At 72.2% G+C, this 16,250-nt stretch carries 13 protein-coding genes and 2 pseudogenes; 3 read left to right on the top strand and 12 right to left on the bottom strand.

All coding sequences use genetic code 11. From position 1 onward, the window contains the following. Positions 1-114: 114 nt before the first annotated feature. The 6 genes from AC3ET3_RS28520 to AC3ET3_RS28495 all read right to left on the bottom strand — a co-directional run bounded on the left by AC3ET3_RS28520 (position 115) and on the right by AC3ET3_RS28495 (position 7,323). Positions 115-288, bottom strand: coding sequence for a hypothetical protein (locus AC3ET3_RS28520; protein WP_432136754.1), 174 nt, complete (start codon positions 286-288; stop codon positions 115-117). A 407-nt stretch (positions 289-695) separates the two neighbouring features. Continuing rightward, the gene (locus tag AC3ET3_RS28515) at positions 696-2,198 is read right to left on the bottom strand and encodes an SDR family NAD(P)-dependent oxidoreductase (RefSeq protein ID WP_432136755.1); all 1,503 of its coding nucleotides are present in this window, start codon (positions 2,196-2,198) and stop codon (positions 696-698) included. Positions 2,199-2,433: 235 nt separating this feature from the next. Further along, positions 2,434-3,789 (bottom strand): wax ester/triacylglycerol synthase family O-acyltransferase, encoded by a 1,356-nt coding sequence (locus AC3ET3_RS28510; RefSeq protein ID WP_432136756.1) that lies wholly within the window; start codon positions 3,787-3,789, stop codon positions 2,434-2,436. 215 nt (positions 3,790-4,004) lie between these two features. Then, positions 4,005-5,225 (bottom strand): glucose-1-phosphate adenylyltransferase, encoded by a 1,221-nt coding sequence (glgC, locus tag AC3ET3_RS28505; RefSeq protein WP_432136757.1) that lies wholly within the window; start codon positions 5,223-5,225, stop codon positions 4,005-4,007. Positions 5,226-5,296: 71 nt separating this feature from the next. After that, positions 5,297-6,514, bottom strand: coding sequence for a glycogen synthase (gene glgA / locus AC3ET3_RS28500; RefSeq protein ID WP_435613127.1), 1,218 nt, complete (start codon positions 6,512-6,514; stop codon positions 5,297-5,299). Positions 6,515-6,546: 32 nt separating this feature from the next. Beyond that, positions 6,547-7,323 (bottom strand): (2Fe-2S)-binding protein, encoded by a 777-nt coding sequence (locus AC3ET3_RS28495; RefSeq protein WP_432136759.1) that lies wholly within the window; start codon positions 7,321-7,323, stop codon positions 6,547-6,549. A gap of 210 nt (positions 7,324-7,533) precedes the next feature. On the opposite strand from AC3ET3_RS28495, the gene AC3ET3_RS28490 reads away from it, so the two are divergent. Continuing rightward, positions 7,534-8,811 carry a DMT family transporter gene (locus tag AC3ET3_RS28490; protein WP_432136760.1) on the top strand — a complete coding sequence of 426 codons (1,278 nt, stop codon included), beginning with the start codon at positions 7,534-7,536 and terminating at the stop codon, positions 8,809-8,811. Here AC3ET3_RS28490 and AC3ET3_RS28485 read toward each other — a convergent pair. Next, the gene (locus AC3ET3_RS28485; protein ID WP_432136761.1) at positions 8,801-10,075 is read right to left on the bottom strand and encodes a transglycosylase family protein; all 1,275 of its coding nucleotides are present in this window, start codon (positions 10,073-10,075) and stop codon (positions 8,801-8,803) included. The genes AC3ET3_RS28490 and AC3ET3_RS28485 overlap by 11 nt on opposite strands. Before the next feature lie 306 nt (positions 10,076-10,381). Between AC3ET3_RS28485 and gndA the strand changes: the two genes are divergently transcribed. Continuing rightward, complete coding sequence (gndA, locus tag AC3ET3_RS28480; RefSeq protein ID WP_432136762.1) at positions 10,382-11,821, top strand: NADP-dependent phosphogluconate dehydrogenase; 1,440 nt, start codon at positions 10,382-10,384, stop codon at positions 11,819-11,821. 677 nt (positions 11,822-12,498) lie between these two features. On the opposite strand, the gene AC3ET3_RS28475 is transcribed toward gndA, so the two are convergent. From AC3ET3_RS28475 to AC3ET3_RS28465, 3 genes and pseudogenes are all read right to left on the bottom strand, one after another. Continuing rightward, entirely contained in the window at positions 12,499-12,846 is a 348-nt protein-coding gene (locus AC3ET3_RS28475) for a GNAT family N-acetyltransferase (protein WP_432136763.1), read from the bottom strand. Positions 12,847-12,868: 22 nt separating this feature from the next. After that, positions 12,869-13,288 carry an aspartate 1-decarboxylase gene (gene panD / locus AC3ET3_RS28470; RefSeq protein WP_432155351.1) on the bottom strand — a complete coding sequence of 140 codons (420 nt, stop codon included), beginning with the start codon at positions 13,286-13,288 and terminating at the stop codon, positions 12,869-12,871. A 198-nt stretch (positions 13,289-13,486) separates the two neighbouring features. Further along, positions 13,487-14,740, bottom strand: a pseudogene (locus AC3ET3_RS28465) (IS3 family transposase). A 488-nt stretch (positions 14,741-15,228) separates the two neighbouring features. On the opposite strand from AC3ET3_RS28465, the gene AC3ET3_RS28460 reads away from it, so the two are divergent. Next, positions 15,229-15,621, top strand: a complete 393-nt coding sequence (locus tag AC3ET3_RS28460) for a hypothetical protein (protein WP_432136778.1) — start codon at positions 15,229-15,231, stop codon at positions 15,619-15,621. Here the strand turns inward: AC3ET3_RS28460 and AC3ET3_RS28455 are convergent. Then, positions 15,581-15,875 (bottom strand): annotated as a pseudogene (locus tag AC3ET3_RS28455) (nucleotidyl transferase AbiEii/AbiGii toxin family protein); the annotation flags it as partial. The gene AC3ET3_RS28460 and the pseudogene AC3ET3_RS28455 overlap by 41 nt on opposite strands. Further along, the gene (locus AC3ET3_RS28450) at positions 15,872-16,234 is read right to left on the bottom strand and encodes a hypothetical protein (protein WP_358419508.1); all 363 of its coding nucleotides are present in this window, start codon (positions 16,232-16,234) and stop codon (positions 15,872-15,874) included. The gene AC3ET3_RS28450 and the pseudogene AC3ET3_RS28455, both read right to left, overlap by 4 nt. Positions 16,235-16,250 lie beyond the last annotated feature (16 nt).

Raw genomic sequence — 16,250 nt, 5'->3', positions numbered from 1 at the left:
GGGGTAGCGGCTTGGGGGCGGGAGGGCCCCTTTGGGCGGGGGGGTGCTTTTCGGCGGGCGGGGGCGCGCGATCGGTGCGCCCCCGCCGTCGGCGTTCGCGCGGCGGGGACCGGCTCAGTCCACGCTGGGCAGGATATGGGGCTCGGCGAGGTCGTCCTCGTAGCCCGCCAGGCGGATCGGGGCCGAACGGGCCCACACGTCGAGGCTGCCGAGCTCGCCGGGCCGGCGGCCGACGCGCTCGCTGCGTTCCTTGGGGCGTTGCTCGCGATTCGTCTTCTCCGGTGTCACCGCGCACTCCTTATGTGTCGGGTCACCCTCGGGGCGTGCCGGTCGGTCTGCGCTCCGGCGCCTGACGCGCCCTCGGGTCATGCTTGAAGGCGGCTCGGGCGCGGTGGCGCCGATCACTGCAAGGAGAGCAAACCGCTGTGTCCGGCTTGTCCCATGACGGACGGTGGGTGTGGGTGGGACCCCTTACTGCTGTCCGTCCGCCCCAGATTAACCAGATGAGCGGGGGCCTGCTCGATAGCGCCGAAAATTTGGGGTAACTATGGCAAGTCACCCCGATGTCGTCCCATGTGAATTGACCCGTACGCCCGGAAAGTCACCCTCGGTGTCTCACCCGTTCGGTCGATCGGCGCAAGGGACCGGCAAAACGGCGCGCCGCGGCGTCCGGGCCGTCCGGGCCCGGGCGGGCGTCACCACTTGCCCGGCGCGTAGTCCTTCAGGAAGACCCCGTAGACGTCCTCGCCGGACTCGCCGCGCACGATCGGGTCGTAGACCCGGGCCGCGCCGTCGACCAGGTCCAGGGGGGCGTGGAAGCCCTCCTCGGCCAGCCGCAGCTTGTCGAAGTGCGGGCGCTCGTCGGTGATCCAGCCGGTGTCGACGGAGGTCATCAGGATGCCGTCGGCGTCGAACATCTCCTGGGCGCTGGTCCGCGTCACCATGTTGACCGCGGCCTTCGCGGCGTTGGTGTTGGGGTGGCCCGCGCCCTTGTAGCCGCGGTTGAACACTCCTTCCATGGCGCTGACGTTGACGATGTGGGCGCGCTTGCTCCGCGCCCTGCGCGCGGCCTCCGCCATCGCCGGGCGCAACTTGCTGATGAGGATGAACGGCGAGGTGTAGTTGCACAGCTGGGTCTCCAGCAGCTCCACCGGCGAGATCTGCTCGATGGTCTGCACCCAGGTGTTGCTCTCGACGACGTCCGGGACCAGACCGCCCGCGTCGATGGCGGTGCCTGCGCGGTGCCGCTCCACGCTGGCGTGGCCGGCGACCAGCGCGAGGTCGGCGACCTGCTGCGCGTCGAGTCCGCTGACGCCGACGGGCAGCGCGGCGAGGCCGTCGACCGCGCCGGAGCCGAAGGCGCCGATGACGTGGTGGGCGGGGAGTTCCCCGGCCGGCAGCGGAGCGCTCTCGCCCTCGACCAGCGCGGCGTAGGCGGAGGGCAGCCGGCGCACGGTCTGCGTGGCGTTGTTGATCAGGATGTCCAGCGGGCCCTGCTCGGCGACCTGGTCGGCCAGGGCGACGGCCTGGGCGGGGTCGCGCAGGTCGATGCCGACGACCTCCAGGCGGTGGATCCAGTCCGCCGAGTCGTCCATCGCCTTGAACCGGCGGATGGCGTCCTTCGGGAAGCGCGTGGTGATGGTGGTGTGGGCGCCGTCGCGCAGCAGCCGGAGCGCGATGTACATGCCGATCTTGGCCCGGCCGCCGGTGAGCAGTGCGCGCTTGCCGGTGAGGTCGGCGCGGGCGTCGCGCTTGGCCCGGTTGGTGCGGGCGCAGTCCGGACAGAGCTGGTGGTAGAAGTAGTCGACCTCCACGTAGCGCTTCTTGCAGGTGTAGCAGGAGCGCGGGCGCTGGAGTATCCCCGCGATCTTCCCCTCGCCGACCCGGGAGGACGGCAGGAGGCCCTCGGTCTCGTCGTCGATGCGCTGCGCGGAACCGGTGGCCGTGGCCTCGGTGACCTGCCGGTCGTGCGCCGTCTTGGCGGCCCGGCGCTCCTGGCGGCGGCGCTGCTTGACTGAGCGGTAGATGTGCGAGGTGGCGCGGCGCACGGCGATCGCGTCGGGGTGGTCCACCTCCAGCTCGTCGAGCTCCTTGAGCACGCTGAGGCAGACCGCGAGGCGCTCCGGGTCGATGCCGGGGCCGTAGGGCTCCACGGACGCGTCGTCCGTCGTCACCGGGCCGTCTTCTGTCACCGTCATCGCGCTGCCGTTCCCTGGTCCACCGAGCGGCGCGCCGACCGCGCTCGCTTTCGAACGCGGAATTTTACTTCAGCACCGGGCCCCGCCCCCAAACCCGCTCGGCCACCCGCCGCGGCCCCGGACCGGCGCCCGGCCGGCGCCGGCACGGACCCCCGACCGCGCCGGAACCGGACCCGCCCGCTCACACCTCACCATCGGGCCCGCCCGCTCACACCTCGCCGCCGGCCCCGCCCGCTCACACCACGCACACCGCGACCAGCGCCGCCACCTCCGCGGTCAGCGCCCCCGCGAACCGCTCCAGGTCAGGCACGGCCACGGCGTCGGCCACCAGTCCGAAGTGGACCCGGCCGCGGTACGTCGAGACGGCGACCGCGAGGGACTGGCCGCGCGCCAGCGGGGCGTACGGGAACACCTCGGTGAGGGGGTTGCCGCCCAGCTTCAGGCCGAGGCTGGGCAGCGGGACGCTGGTGACGAGGATGTCGAACCAGAGCCGAGCGGCCTGGCTGACCAGGGGCCCGCCGATACGGTGGCCCAGGGCGGGCACGTGGTCGGCGAGCAGCGCGACGGCGCCGGCCCCCCGGCCGGGTCCGGCGTCCTTGTTGCGGTCCATGGCCGTGCGCACGGCGGCCAGCCGCCGCAGCGGGTCGCTCTCGCCGACGGGAAGCCTTATCAGGTACCCGGAGAGCCGGTTGCCCTGCGGGTGGGCGGTGCGCGGGCGGCGCTGGGAGACGGGGATGAGAGCGCGCGGCGCCACGCCCTCGCTGCCGTCGCCGCGCTCGTCGAGCCAGCGGCGCAGCGCCCCGGCGACGACCGCGATCAGCACGTCGTTGACGGTCCCGCCGACGGTCTTGCGCACCCGGTGCACGTCGTCGAGGTCGAGGGCCACACCGGCGGTGCGGCGGGTACCGGTGGGCGCGGCGGTCAGCGCGGCGGTGGAGCGGGTGCCGAGGGTGGACACGGCGACGGAGGCGCCGATGTCGAGGGCGCGCCCGACGTCCGACAGGGCGCCGCGCACCAGCGACGGCAGCCGGCGCACGTCCGGCACCGCGCGCCGGGACGGTGCGGTGGGGCGGGGCCGCGGCTCGGGCAGGTCCAGCGGGTCGAGGACGGCGGCGGCCAGGCCGAGCGCGCGCAGGCCGTCGGCGAGGGCGTGGTGGAACTTGAACAGCACCGCGAAGGACACGCCGTCCTCGCCGGGCAGGACGTGCGCCTCCCAGGGCGGCCGACCCCGGTGCAGCGGCCGCTCCATCAGCAGCCCGGCCGCCCCCTGGAAGTCGGCGGTGGGCGAGTGCAGCCGGACGTGGCGCTGCGGGTCGAAGTGCGGGTCGCTCTCCCGGACGGCACCGCCCAGGGCCAGCGGCCGGCGCAGTTCGAGCGGTCGGTCCGGGTCGAACGGCCGCCACACGTCCCGGATGCGCATGCGCAGCCCGGGCACGGCCGCGGCCCGCGCGGCGAGCAGGTCGGCGGCGTGGGCGCCCGCTGTGGGCGAGCGGGCCGGGAACACGCCCAGGGCGCCGAGGTGCATCGGGTGCTCGGGGGACTCGATGTTCCAGAACGCCAGGTCGAGGGGTGCCAGCAGATCAGCAGTCAAGGGCTTCGCCTCGCGACGACGGGGATGAGGTGACAGCAGTCAATCGCCTGCGCGCGATTACGGTCAAGTGCGATCAGGCTACGCTCAGTTAACAGCGCATTAAGTGCCCGCCCGATTGCTCCGTACGGCCGACACGGGCGGCTCGGACCGTTCACCCGCCCGGCCCCGAACCGCCTCCCTTCGAGGCGGCCCGGGCCGCCTCGCCCCGCGCCGGGTCAGGACACCCGCTGGCCCTTCCCCAGGGCGATCACCCCACCCTTCGAGACGGTGTACAGCGCCGCGTCCCGCTCCGGGTTGACGCCGATCGTGGCCCCCGGTGGGACTTCGACGTTCTTGTCCAGCACGGCGCCCCGCACCACCGCCCCGCGGCCGATGTGGACGTTGTCGTGCAGCACGGATCCCTGCACCATCGCTCCCGGATCGACGACCACCCCCGGCGACAGCACCGAACGGGTGACCTGCCCCCGGATCAGGCACCCCGCGCTGATGATCGACTCGCTGGCCATGCCGCCCGCGTTGAACCGGGCGGGCGACAGCTGGGTGGAGTGGGTGTAGATCGGCCAGTTGCGGTTGTAGAGGTTGAACTTGGGGCGCTCGGCGATGAGGTCCATGTGGGACTCGTAGTACGTGTCGAGCGTGCCGACATCCCGCCAGTACCCCTGGTCGCGGGAGGTCTCGCCGGGCACGTAGTTCTCGCTGAAGTCGTACAGGCACGCCTCGCCGCGCACAGTGAGCTGGGGGAGGATCGAGCCGCCCATGTCGTGCACGGAGTCCTCCTCCTCCGCGTCGCGCCGCAGCGCCTCGACGAGGGCCTTGGTGGTGAAGAGGTAGTTGCCCATGGAGGCGAAGACCGACCCGGGGTCGTCGGCGAGTCCGGGCGGATCGGCCGGCTTTTCCAGGAAGCGTTCGACCGTCCGTCCGTCGGGGCCCGGTGTGATCACCCCGAACGACGACGACTCGGCACGGGGCACCCGGATGCCGGCGACGGTGACCCCGGCCCCGCTGTCGATGTGCTGGGCGAGCATCTGGCGCGGGTCCATCCGGTACACGTGGTCGGCGCCGAACACCGCCACGTACTCCGGCTGCTCGTCGTGCACCAGGTTCAGCGACTGCAGGATCGCGTCGGCGCTGCCCAGGTACCAGCGCGGGCCGAGCCGCTGCTGCGCCGGCACGGGGGTGACGTAGTTGCCGAGCAGGCTCGACATCCGCCAGGTGGTGGTGATGTGCCGGTCCAGCGAGTGCGACTTGTACTGGGTCAGCACACAGATCCGCAGGATGTCCGCGTTGACGAGGTTGGACAGCACGAAATCGACGAGGCGGTACGTCCCGCCGAAGGTCACCGCGGGCTTCGCGCGGTCCGCGGTGAGCGGCATGAGGCGCTTGCCCTCGCCGCCCGCGAGCACGATCCCCAGCACGGAAGGTCCGCCGATACGCATGGGCCGCTCCCCTCACCCTGGTGTAGAGCCATGGTTGCCCCGAGCAGACCGGAGTAAGCCTGTTCGAAGATCTAAGCCTGTTCGAGGATCTCCTCGTAGAGCCGGACCGTCCGCCGGGCGACCGCGTCCCAGCCGAACTCGTCCACCGCGCGCTCCCGTCCCGCCTCGCCCATCCGCCGGGCGGCCGCCGGGTCCCCGATCACCGCGTCCAGCGCCCGGGCGAGACCCTTGGCGAAGCTCTCGTCGTTGTCGTCGTTCTTGTCGTTCTTGTCGTTCTTGTCGTTCTCGGCGCCCTCGTCCACCGGTACGAGTACCCCCGTACGCCCGTCCTCGACGACCTCCGGGATACCACCGACCCGGGAGGCCACCACGGGCGTGCCGCATGCCATCGCCTCCAGGTTGACGATGCCGAGCGGCTCGTAGACGGACGGGCAGACGAACACGGTCGCGTGGGTGAGCAACTGGATCACCTCCGGCCGGGGCAGCATGCGCGGGATCCAGTGCACCCCGTCGCGGGCCCGGCTCAGCTCCTCGAACAGCTCGCGGAACTCCCGGTCGATCTCCGGGGTGTCGGGCGCGCCGGCGCACAGCACGACCTGCGCGGCCGGGTCGATGTCGCGCACCGCCCGCAGCAGGTGCGGCACGCCCTTCTGCCGGGTGATGCGGCCGACGAACAGCACGTAGGGGCGGTCCGGGTCCAGTCCGACGCGGGCGAGGGCGTCGGTGCCGGGGTCGGGGCGGTACAGCGTCGTGTCGATGCCGTTGTGCACGACGTGGACCCGCGCCGGGTCGAGCGCGGGATAGCAGTCGAGGACGTCGGCGCGCATGGCGGCGGAGACGGCGATCACCGCGTCGGCGGCCTCGATCGCGGTGCGCTCGGCCCAGCTGGAGAGCGCGTACCCGCCGCCCAGCTGCTCGGCCTTCCAGGGGCGCAGCGGCTCCAGCGAGTGCGCGGTCATCACGTGCGGCACACCGTGCAGCAGTTTGGCGACGTGCCCGGCGAGATTGGCGTACCAGGTGTGGGAGTGGACCAGGTCGCGGCCCGCCAGGGCACCGGCCATGGACAGGTCCACGGAGAAGGTGCGCAGGGCGTCGTTCCCGCCGTCCAGGGCGGACCAGGGGCGGTGCCGCAGGACGCCCTCGGACTTCTCCCGGGGGGTGACCTCGCCCCAGCAGTGCACCTCCAGGTCGACGAGCCGCCGCAGCTCCCGGGCGAGGAACTCGACATGGACGCCGGCCCCGCCGTACACGTCCGGCGGGTACTCACGGCTCAGCAGTCCCACTCGCACCCGGAACCCCCTGCTCCTCGTGGCCGGTTCCTTCATGGTCGCCCAGACGGGGCGTGCGGGGAAGAGCGCGGGGGCCGGGTGAAGCAGCAGTCGCCGCAGACGCCCCCGCCGGGGACGCGGTAGTACAGGCAGCAGCTGCGCCGGCGGAAGACGGGACCGCCCGCGCCGGTGCCGGAGGCTTCCAGGCGCCCCGTGCCCGCGAGCAGGGGATGGGTGAACAGCCGGCCGGCGAGGGAGCGGGTGGCCGCGACCAGGTCGGGGCGGCCGTGGTCACCCGCCCAGCGCTCCAGTTGCCGCGCGGCCCCCGCCAGCGCCGAGGCGGCGTTGCCCCACAGCAGGCCGGGGGCGAGCCGGTGGTCGGCGCGCACCACGGCGGCCAGCGGTTCCAGGTGACCCTCCAGCACGACCTCGGCGAGCCGGTCCACGGGCAGGGGCCGTACGCGGGTCAGCCACAGGTCGTCCGGCGCACCGGCGTCGGGGTCCCACCGCACCAGCCGGGGGTCGAGGTCGGGCAGCCGGCCGTAGAGCACGGCGCAGCCCAGCGCGATCGACCAGAGCCGGGCGGCCAGCCCCTGGTGCGCCACCGACGCGGCGACCCGCTCCTCCGGGGCACGGATGCTCCGCGCGACCTTCCGGACGCGGAAAATCATGGAATGTCCGTAAACATGGGATGACCGTCCGGCGTAGGCGTCCGCCAGGGTCGGCAGCGCGCCCGGCGGGTCTCCGGCCGTGCGCAGGAGGAAGAACCCGCCGAGCGGGCGGAGGGCGGTGAGATCGGGGTCGAGGTCCACGAAGGGCAGTAGTACCAAGGGGGATCGGGGTTGTGATCAGGGGGTCCGTCGGGGGTGTCACCCGTCCTGGGGAGGAGGGTGCGTCCGGAGTACTCCATCGGCAGTAGGACCCATTGAATGCTCAGGGACGACGACGGGAAGAGATCCGCGCGGCATCGTGTTCTCCATGGAAGCCGACCGTTCACCGCGCCGGGCCCCGCGCCCCCGCCCCACGCAGAGGAGCTGCCGATGAGCGCCCTCGCGTTGTCCGTGGTCCTGTCGCTCGTGTCCGCCGTCGCCTACGCCGGCGGGGCGATCGTGCAGGAGCAGGTCGCGCTGTCCTCGCCCGAGGGGAGCTACGCGCCGCTGCACCGGCCGAGTTGGTGGGCGGCGGTGGCGATGAACGGCCTCGGCGGCCTGCTGCACGTGGTGGCCCTCGCCTACGGGCCGCTGAGCCTGGTGCAGCCGCTGGGTGCCCTGACGATCGTGTTCGCGCTGCCGATGGCGGCGCTCTTCGTGGGCCGCCGGGCCGGACGGACCGCCTGGCGGGGCGCGCTCATGGCGACGGTGGGTCTGGCCGGACTGCTGTCCCTGGTCGGCGCCTCCGAGACGCACTCGCTGAGCACCGCGGAGCGGGTGAGCGTCGCCCTGGTCACCGGTGGGGTGGTGGTCGCCCTGATGATCGCCGGCCGGGCCGCCCACCGCCATCCGGCGGTGCGCAGTGTGCTGCTGGCCACCGCGTCCGGGATCGCCTTCGGCATGGCGTCCGTGTTCACCAAGATCGCGACCGTCGACTGGAGCGGCGCCGTCCGCCCGGCCGACCTGCCGACGCTCGCCGCGATCGGCGTCTTCGCCGTCGCCGGAGTACTGCTGTCGCAGGCGTCCTACCGGGGCGCCGGCCTCGCCGCCCCGCTGGCCACGCTGACCGTGGTCAACCCGGTGGTGGCGGCCGCCGTGGGCATCACGATGTTCGGTGAGACCTTCCGCTACGGCACCATCGGTACGGCGCTCGCGCTGAGCTGCGGCGTGGTGGCGGCGGGCGGTCTGATCCTGCTGACCACCGAGCGCCTTGCGAGGACGCCCGGGGGTGGCGACATGGTGGTGGGTGTGGGCGTGGACGGCACACCGGACGCGGCGGCCGAGGGCGCGCCGACGCCGGTGATCCAGGAGGCCGGACTCGCCGCGCGCGAGGAACTGGTTCTGGAGGAGGCACTGGTTCCGGACAGGGTGCTGGTCCCGGACCAGCGTCTTGTACCCGACGGGGTGGTGGTCCCGGACGAGCGTCTCGTTCCCGACGGGGTGCTGGTCGCGGGCGGAGAACCGGTGCCGGAGGCCGAGCTGCTGGGCACCGTGCCGGTGCAGTCGGCCGCCGTGCCCTACGCGGGCCGGGCGGCGCCGGCCTGGCTGCCCTCCCCGCTGGGCGGGCCCGTCGGCGCACCGGTGCCGCCGTACGGGTCCGGCACGGACGGCCGGGCAGTCCTGCCGGCCCCGGTGCTCGACCGGCACCGTACCCGCGTCAAATCCTGACGCCGCCCGCCCGGAGGTACGCCACCGGGTCGATGTCGGAACCGAAACCGGGCCCCGTCCGCACCTCGAAGTGCAGATGCGGGCCCGTGCTGTTGCCCGTGGAGCCGGAGCGGCCGATGCGCTGACCGACGGTGACCGACTGACCGGCACGTACGGAGATCGCCGAGAGGTGGGCGTACTGGGAGTAGTGCCCGTCGGAGTGCCGGATCACCACCTGGTAGCCGAACGAGCCGCCCCAGCCCGCGCTGACCACCTCGCCCGCCCCGACCGCCTTCACGGAGGTGCCCGTGGGCACGGGGAAGTCGACGCCGGTGTGGTAGCCCTTCGACCAGGAGGAACCGGTGGCGTGGTACCGCGTGCCGGTGGCGGCGGCCACGGGGGCGACCAGACCGGCGGTGTGGGTCCTGGGGGCGGCCTGGGACGTGGAGGTGCTCCGCGTCTTCGGCTCGGCCGGCTGCGTGGTGCGCCGGGGCGCGGTCCTCGGCTCGGGTGCCGTCTTCTGTTTGTGGGCCGCCTCGGGTTTCTGGGCCGTCTTCGGCTTCTGGGCCGTCTTCGGCTTCGACGCGGTGCCGGGCTTCTCGGCGGTACGGGACTTCGGTGCGGCCGGCCCCGGCCTCGACGAGGCGCCCACGTCCAGCCGCTGGCCGGGCAGGATCAGGTCGGGGTCGGCACCGATCGTCGACCGGTTGGCCGCGTAGAGCCGCTGCCAGCCGCCCTGGACGTGCCGGCGCTCGGCGATGCCGGAGAGGGTGTCGCCGTGCACCACCGTGTACATCGCGGTCTTGCCGACCCGGGACTGCGGGGTGCTCTGCGGCTGGATGTCCTTGGCCTGGACGGCGGTGGGACCACCACCGGAAGGGGCCTTGTGCGGCCGGGGCTCGGCCTGGTCCCGGGTCAGCCCGCCCCGCGTCGAACAGGTCGGCCAGGCGCCCGGCCCCTGGCCGTCGAGGACCTTCTCGGCCACGGCGATCTGCTCGGCGCGGGTGGCCAGGTCGGCCCGCCCGGCGTACCGCAGACCGCCGTAGGCCTCCCAGGTGGACTGGGTGAACTGCAGCCCGCCGTAGTAGCCGTTGCCGGTGTTGATGTGCCAGTTCCCGCTCGACTCGCAGGCGGCCACCTTGTTCCAGGTGTCCGCGTCCGCCGCGTGGGCGGCGCCGGCGCCCATCAGCGGGATGGCCATACCGGCGCCACCCGCGGTCACGGTGAGCGAGGCGCGGTTGATCCTGTTCGGCTGGTACCGGCGGTGCCGGCCGCGTACGGCCATGTCTCAAGCCCCCTCGACAGGCGTCAGGGCGGCAAAAGTAAGCGCTGCGAACCGGCCGGGACAAGGGCGCAATCGGCCGCTTGCGCCCCCCAAATGGCGAGAAAGCCGCGCTCCTTGGCCGGATCGTCGGCGCCCCGGCTGAGGCGAACGCGGCCCGGCGCGCGTACTGGAGCGGGCAGAAGCGGATGTGCGGCCGGTGGAACGGCACGTCAGCATGGTCGGGGAAGCCGCACGGACCATACTGGCGGGCGAGCACGACCGGTACGGCCTCCACGTTGTCCATCCATGTTTCGAGGAGCAGGCGGTATGAGCACTACAGCCCAGATCGGCGTCACGGGACTCGCGGTCATGGGCCGCAACCTCGCCCGGAACTTCGCCCGCAACGGCTACACGGTGGCCGTGCACAACCGGACGGCGGCGCGGACCCACGCCCTGGTGGAGGAGTTCGGGCACGAGGGCGAGTTCGTCGCGGCCGAGACCGCCAAGGAGTTCGTGGCGGCGCTGGAGCGCCCCCGCCGCCTGGTGGTGATGGTGAAGGCCGGTGACCCGACGGACGCGGTGATCCAGGAGTTCGCGCCGCTGCTGGAGCCCGGCGACATGATCATCGACGGGGGCAACGCCCACTTCGCCGACACCCGACGCCGGGAGCGCGAACTGCGCGAGCAGGGAATCCATTTCGTGGGCATGGGCGTCTCCGGCGGCGAGGAGGGCGCGCTGCACGGCCCGAGCATCATGCCGGGCGGCCCGAAGGAGTCGTACGACTCGCTCGGCCCGATGCTGGAGAAGATCTCCGCGAAGGCGGCGGACGGTGCGCCCTGCGTGACGCACGTGGGCCCGGACGGCGCCGGTCACTTCGTGAAGATGGTGCACAACGGCATCGAGTACGCCGACATGCAGTTGATCGGCGAGGCCTACCAGCTGCTGCGCGAGGTCGCCGGGTACGAGCCGGCGCGCATCGCGGAGATCTTCCGCACCTGGAACACGGGCCGGCTGGACTCCTACCTGATCGAGATCACCGCCGAGGTGCTGTCCCATGTGGACGCGGCGACGGGGCGGCCCTTCGTGGACGTGGTGGTGGACCAGGCGGAGCAGAAGGGCACCGGCCGGTGGACCGTGCAGATCGCGCTGGACCTGGGTGTCCCCGTGTCGGGGATCGCCGAGGCGGTGTTCGCGCGGTCGCTGTCCGGGCACGCCGGGCTGCGCGCCGCGTCGCGCGGGCTGGCCGGGCCGACGGCAGCGCCGCTGGGCGAGGCGGAGGCGGCGGCCTTCGCCGACCGGGTCGAGCAGGCGCTGTACGCGTCGAAGATCGTGTCGTACACGCAGGGCTTCCACGAGATCGACGCGGCCCGTGCCGAGTACGACTGGGACATCGACCTGGGCGCCGTCGCCTCGATCTGGCGCGGTGGCTGCATCATCCGCGCGGCCTTCCTCGACCGGATCCGCGCGGCCTACGACGCCCGTCCCGACCTGCCGAGCCTGCTGAGCGACGAGACGTTCGCGCGGGAGATCGCCGCGGCGCAGGACGACTGGCGCGAGGTGCTGGTCGCCGCGACCCGTCAGGGCGTGCCCACCCCGGGTTTCTCCGCCGCGCTGGCGTACTACGACGCCCTGCGCGCCGAACGGCTGCCGGCCGCCCTCACGCAGGGGCAGCGGGACTTCTTCGGGGCGCACACGTACCGGCGGGTGGACCGGGACGGCTCGTTCCACACGCTGTGGGGCGGCGACCGGTCGGAGGTGTCCGCCTAGCCAGGACGCCGGAGTCCGGCGTCCCGTCACGACGTGAGCGGTGACGGGTCTGCGGGGCTACGGGGGCGCGGGGGCCGGTCGCACGGTTCCCGCGCCCCTCGCGCGTCGAGGCACCCTCAGCTGAGCGGAGGACCTGGTTCCGGGTTGGGGACCGGTTCCGGTCCCGGGGGGATCGGCGACGGACCGGGCTCGGGCACCGGGCCGGGGGCCGGGGGCGCCGGTGTCGGGGGCGCCGGCGGTGTCGGGGTGGGGGGTGGCGGCGGGGCCGGCGGAGGCTCCGGGGCGGGTACCGGGCCAGGAGGTGGCTCCGGGTGCTGCGGATCGGGGCCCTGCGGATCGGGGCCGGGCGTGGGGCCCGGCTGCACCGGGTCGGGGTACGGGTCGGTCATGGTGTCCTCCAGCCAGTGGTCGGCAGTGGCTTTGGACTACTCCCCCGGCTACCCGCCCGGCGCGCGCACAGTCACCCGGCGGCACGGACCGTCACCGTCCGCTTGGCGCAACGAGGGGCACGTGGGTCGTCCGACGGCGTCGGGCGGGCAGAGGAGCACGGGCACCCAGCTGGCGGCGGGCCCTGCCACGCGCGGGGCTGTCCGGTCGCCGAAGGCCGACGGCACCGTCCCGCCGACGCGATGTTCCGCCAGGGCCGGGGGACGCCGTGGGAAGGCGCACGCGGTGCGTCAGAAGCGGCCCGGGTGGGCCGCCAGCCAGTCCTTCGCCGCGCGCAGCAGGGCGGGGTCGGCGACCGGCGCCTCCTCCGGGTGACGCGCGGCCCACTTCATGACGTACGGGCACAGCGGGGCGACGGCGCTGCCCTCACGGGCGGCGACGCGGTACAGCGCACGGGCCAGGGACCCGGCGATGCCCTTCCCCTCGTGCGCGGGCTCCACGATCGTGTGCACCGGGACCAGCGCCGACGCCGGTGACTCCAGCGTGAAGTACTCGATGCGGCCCACGACCTCACCGCCGTCTCCGAGGGCCTCCAACCGCCCGTCGGCCCGGTCGTCACGGATCTCGATGTCGGTCATGGGCGCGCTCCTCGTCGGCTGGTCAGGCCCGTACGGCCTGTGGGCTGCGCTCCTGGTCGGAGCCCGGCACCGGCTCCGAGGGGTCGGCCCCCAACGACACGATCCGGTTGTCCGCGTCCACATGCACGACCTGGGGCCGCAACGCCCGCGCCTCGGCGTCGGTGACCTGAGCGTAGCTGATGATGATCACCAGGTCGCCGGGGTGCACGAGATGGGCCGCGGCCCCGTTGATCCCGACCACACCGGAGCCACGCTCACCCTCGATGACGTACGTCTCCAGCCGGGCCCCGTTGGTGATGTCCACGATGTGCACCAGCTCACCGGGCAACAGATCGGCGGCGTCGAGCAGATCGGCGTCGATCGTCACGGATCCCACGTAGTGCAGGTCGGCCTGGGTGACGGTGGCGCGGTGGATCTTGGACTTGAACATGGTGCGCAGCATGTTGAACTCCTGGAAGACGGCTCCCTGCCAGCTTTCTGCAGGTCAAGGGCGATATCACCCTACAACTGGCACGCACCTGAGTCGAAGATTGTGAGGAACATCGCTTCACTTCGGTGAGCCGGCTCCCTGCCTGGGCTTCCGTACGAACCAGGCTGTTGTGGCTCGTCGAACTGAACCGCCCCGGGTTCGGTAGAGATCTCAGTTAGTGGTTGTGACCTGGCGTTTCGTGGCTGTCAGGTAGTAGCTGGTCTCGTATTCGACGGGTGGGACGTGGCCTATCTCACCGTGCAGGCGTCGGTGGCAGTACCAGTCGACCCACTCGGCGGTGGCCAGTTCGACCTGGGAGAGGGTCTTCCAGGGGCGCTGCGGCTTGATCAACTCGGTTTTGATCAGGCCGATCGTGCTCTCCATCAGGGCGTTGTCGTAGGCGTCGCCGACGGAACCGATCGAGGCCGCGATGCCGGCCGTGTCCAGGTGCTCGGCCAGCTTGAAACTGGTGTACTGGCTGCCCGCATCGCTGTGACGTATCAACTCGCCCCGGACGTAGGGGAGTTCATCGCGATCGCGCTGCCACAGCGCCATCTCCAGAGCGTCCAGGACGAGCCGGGTCTCCTTTGATGTCGCGGCGGACCAGCCGACGATCCGGCGGGAGAAGGTGTCCACGACGAAGGCGACGTAGACCACTGCGGACCAGGTTCGCCACGTGCGTGAAATCCGCAACCCAGCAGCGGTTCGGCGCGCTGGCGACGAAGTCGCGCTCGACGCGGTCGGGCGCCCGCTCGACTTGCTGGTCGGGGATCGTGGTGATGACCTCCTTGCCACGGACGGCGCCGGTGATGCCCATCTCGCGCATCAGCCGTTCGACGGTGCAGCGGGCCACCGTGCGGCCCCGCCGGTTCAGCTCCCGCCAGATCTTCCGAGCCCCGTAGACACGGTAGTTGTCGGTGTGGACCTGCCGGATCAGCTCCTTGAGTTCCGTGTCCCGCACGGTACGGGCGGACGGAGCGGCCAGGCGTTTCTTGTGGGCGTAATAGGTGGAAGGGGCGATCTTGCAGTCGTGCTCGGTGAGCGACCTGCAGATCGGCTCGACCCCGCCGAAGCGGTCCCGGTGCTCGTCGATGAACGCTACGAGCGCGTGTGTGGCCGGTCGAGCTCGGCCGCGAAGAAACTCGCCGCTGCCTTGAGGATCTCGTTGGCCCGCTTCAGCTCGGCGTTCCCCTTCTTCAGCGCCTTGAGCTGGGCAGACTCCTCCGTCGTCGTCCCCGGACGCGTCCCCGCGTCGGCCTCGTGCTGCTTCACCCAGTTCCGCGGCGTCTCCCGCGAGCCGATGCCGAGCTTGTCGGCCACCGCCTGCAGAGCGGCCGTCTCGTTCGGGCAATCGTCGCGGACCTCGGCGACCATGCGCACCGCACGGCGGCGCAGCTCAAGCTGGTAACGGGAGGGTCGTGCCATGACTCGATGCTTTCACGAAATCGAGTCTCCATCCGAGCCGGGGCGGTTCAAGGATTACGCCTGGGCTTTCGCAACGCGCCGGTGCCTGTTCGGGCAATTGTCCGGGAGAGCCCAGCGACTCATGCTGGCCGGATGCTGACTTGCCTGATGAACCATTAAAGGTGCGGGAGACCACTCTGCACACGGACAACGTGCGTCCACGCACCGACCTGTCGGGCACCGACATCGCTCTAGTCCGTGGGAAACGGTCCCCTTTGGTAATCGCCCGGTCGGCGCTCGACCGCCCGGAAACCGGCTCGCTGCCTGCCGCCCGCCCGAGGCCCTCGGCAGCGTGGAACTCGCGAGCGAGGCGGGGTCGAGGCGCTGACACCGACCGCCCGGGCCGAAGTCCAGCTCACGCGCCCCTGCGCACTTGCGTGCGCCGCTCCTCCCTTCCGTACGGTCCAGCCGATGGCTGAACCGCCCACGCACACCGTGAAGGAGAGCCGTTGAAGCCGACCGAGGAAGTGCTCCAGGACCTGACCCGGCCCTCGAACGTCTCCGTCCACTCCGACGACGCGCTCGTCGGGAAGGTGAAGGCCGCCATCACGGCGGACGACGAGAAGCGGAAGGAGAACGAGGACGAGCCGCTCCGCCGGAAGCCCGCCCTCGTCCCGATCCTGCCGACAGAGCTGCCCCGGCAGTTCGAAGTGACCCTCTGGGACGTGCTCCACACCCTCGCCCGGGCCACTGCCCTGTCGTGGCGCGGTGCGGGCCGGGGACTGGCGGAGCACTGGGGCGCACTCAAGTACACCCAGGCCCTGGCCGGCGGTCGTGACTCCTTCCTCGGCCTCACCGACGAACATCGACCTCACACTCCTCGCCGGTGTCCGGATCGATGACGAGGAACCGGCCGCTGAGCGGATCAGTCTGGACGTGCGTGGTCCGGCATCCGCGCGCGGAGGCCGGCTGTGAGTGAGGCGACGATCTCCTGCATCGGAGCGGGGTTCTCGGTGGCGACGTCGAGGTCACGACTGAAGCGTTCGACCAGGCCGTGAGCCTGCACGGCGTATCCGCCGGTGAGGACCAGAGGGTAGGGGGAGCCGAGGTCGAGGATGTCGGCGAGGAGACGCTCGTGGAGCGGAGTGAGCTTCATGCGGCGGTCGTGTCGGCCGGAGCGGTGCGGAGCAGCTCGGGGAAGGCGTCCTCCCAGACCTCGCGGATGTAGGGGCTGATCAAGCGCCGCAGCACGGGCCACTGATCGGCGAGCAGCCGGTGGTGCAGGAGGGTCACCAGGTCCTGGCGCAGTCCTTCGGCGAGGACGGTCCGGTAGAGCGTCATGCGGGACTTCGGACGGTCCAGGCTGTAGCTCGTCCGCCCGGACCAGACGATGTGGAGCGGCAGGTCCACGTTGCCCTCGATGGGGCCGGCCAGCTCCTGCAAGCGCTCGGGCAGTCGGCTGCGATAGCGGTCCCGCAGCACCTCGGCGCGGGGCGCGGTGGTCGTCGTGTCCATGCATCCAGCATCACTG

This window comes from Streptomyces sp. bgisy159 (assembly GCF_057707805.1).
This window is presented reverse-complemented; position numbering and strand designations above follow the sequence as displayed.

Excerpts from the sequence above, each read along its gene's own strand:
- AC3ET3_RS28515 (WP_432136755.1), bottom strand. The coding sequence starts at position 2,198 with ATGACGGTGACAGAAGACGGCCCGGTGACGACGGACGACGCGTCCGTG.
- glgC (WP_432136757.1), bottom strand. The coding sequence starts at position 5,225 with ATGCGTATCGGCGGACCTTCCGTGCTGGGGATCGTGCTCGCGGGCGGC.
- AC3ET3_RS28490 (WP_432136760.1), top strand. The coding sequence starts at position 7,534 with ATGAGCGCCCTCGCGTTGTCCGTGGTCCTGTCGCTCGTGTCCGCCGTC.
- AC3ET3_RS28485 (WP_432136761.1), bottom strand. The coding sequence starts at position 10,075 with ATGGCCGTACGCGGCCGGCACCGCCGGTACCAGCCGAACAGGATCAAC.
- gndA (WP_432136762.1), top strand. The coding sequence starts at position 10,382 with ATGAGCACTACAGCCCAGATCGGCGTCACGGGACTCGCGGTCATGGGC.
- AC3ET3_RS28475 (WP_432136763.1), bottom strand. The coding sequence starts at position 12,846 with ATGACCGACATCGAGATCCGTGACGACCGGGCCGACGGGCGGTTGGAG.
- panD (WP_432155351.1), bottom strand. The coding sequence starts at position 13,288 with ATGCTGCGCACCATGTTCAAGTCCAAGATCCACCGCGCCACCGTCACC.
- AC3ET3_RS28450 (WP_358419508.1), bottom strand. The coding sequence starts at position 16,234 with ATGGACACGACGACCACCGCGCCCCGCGCCGAGGTGCTGCGGGACCGC.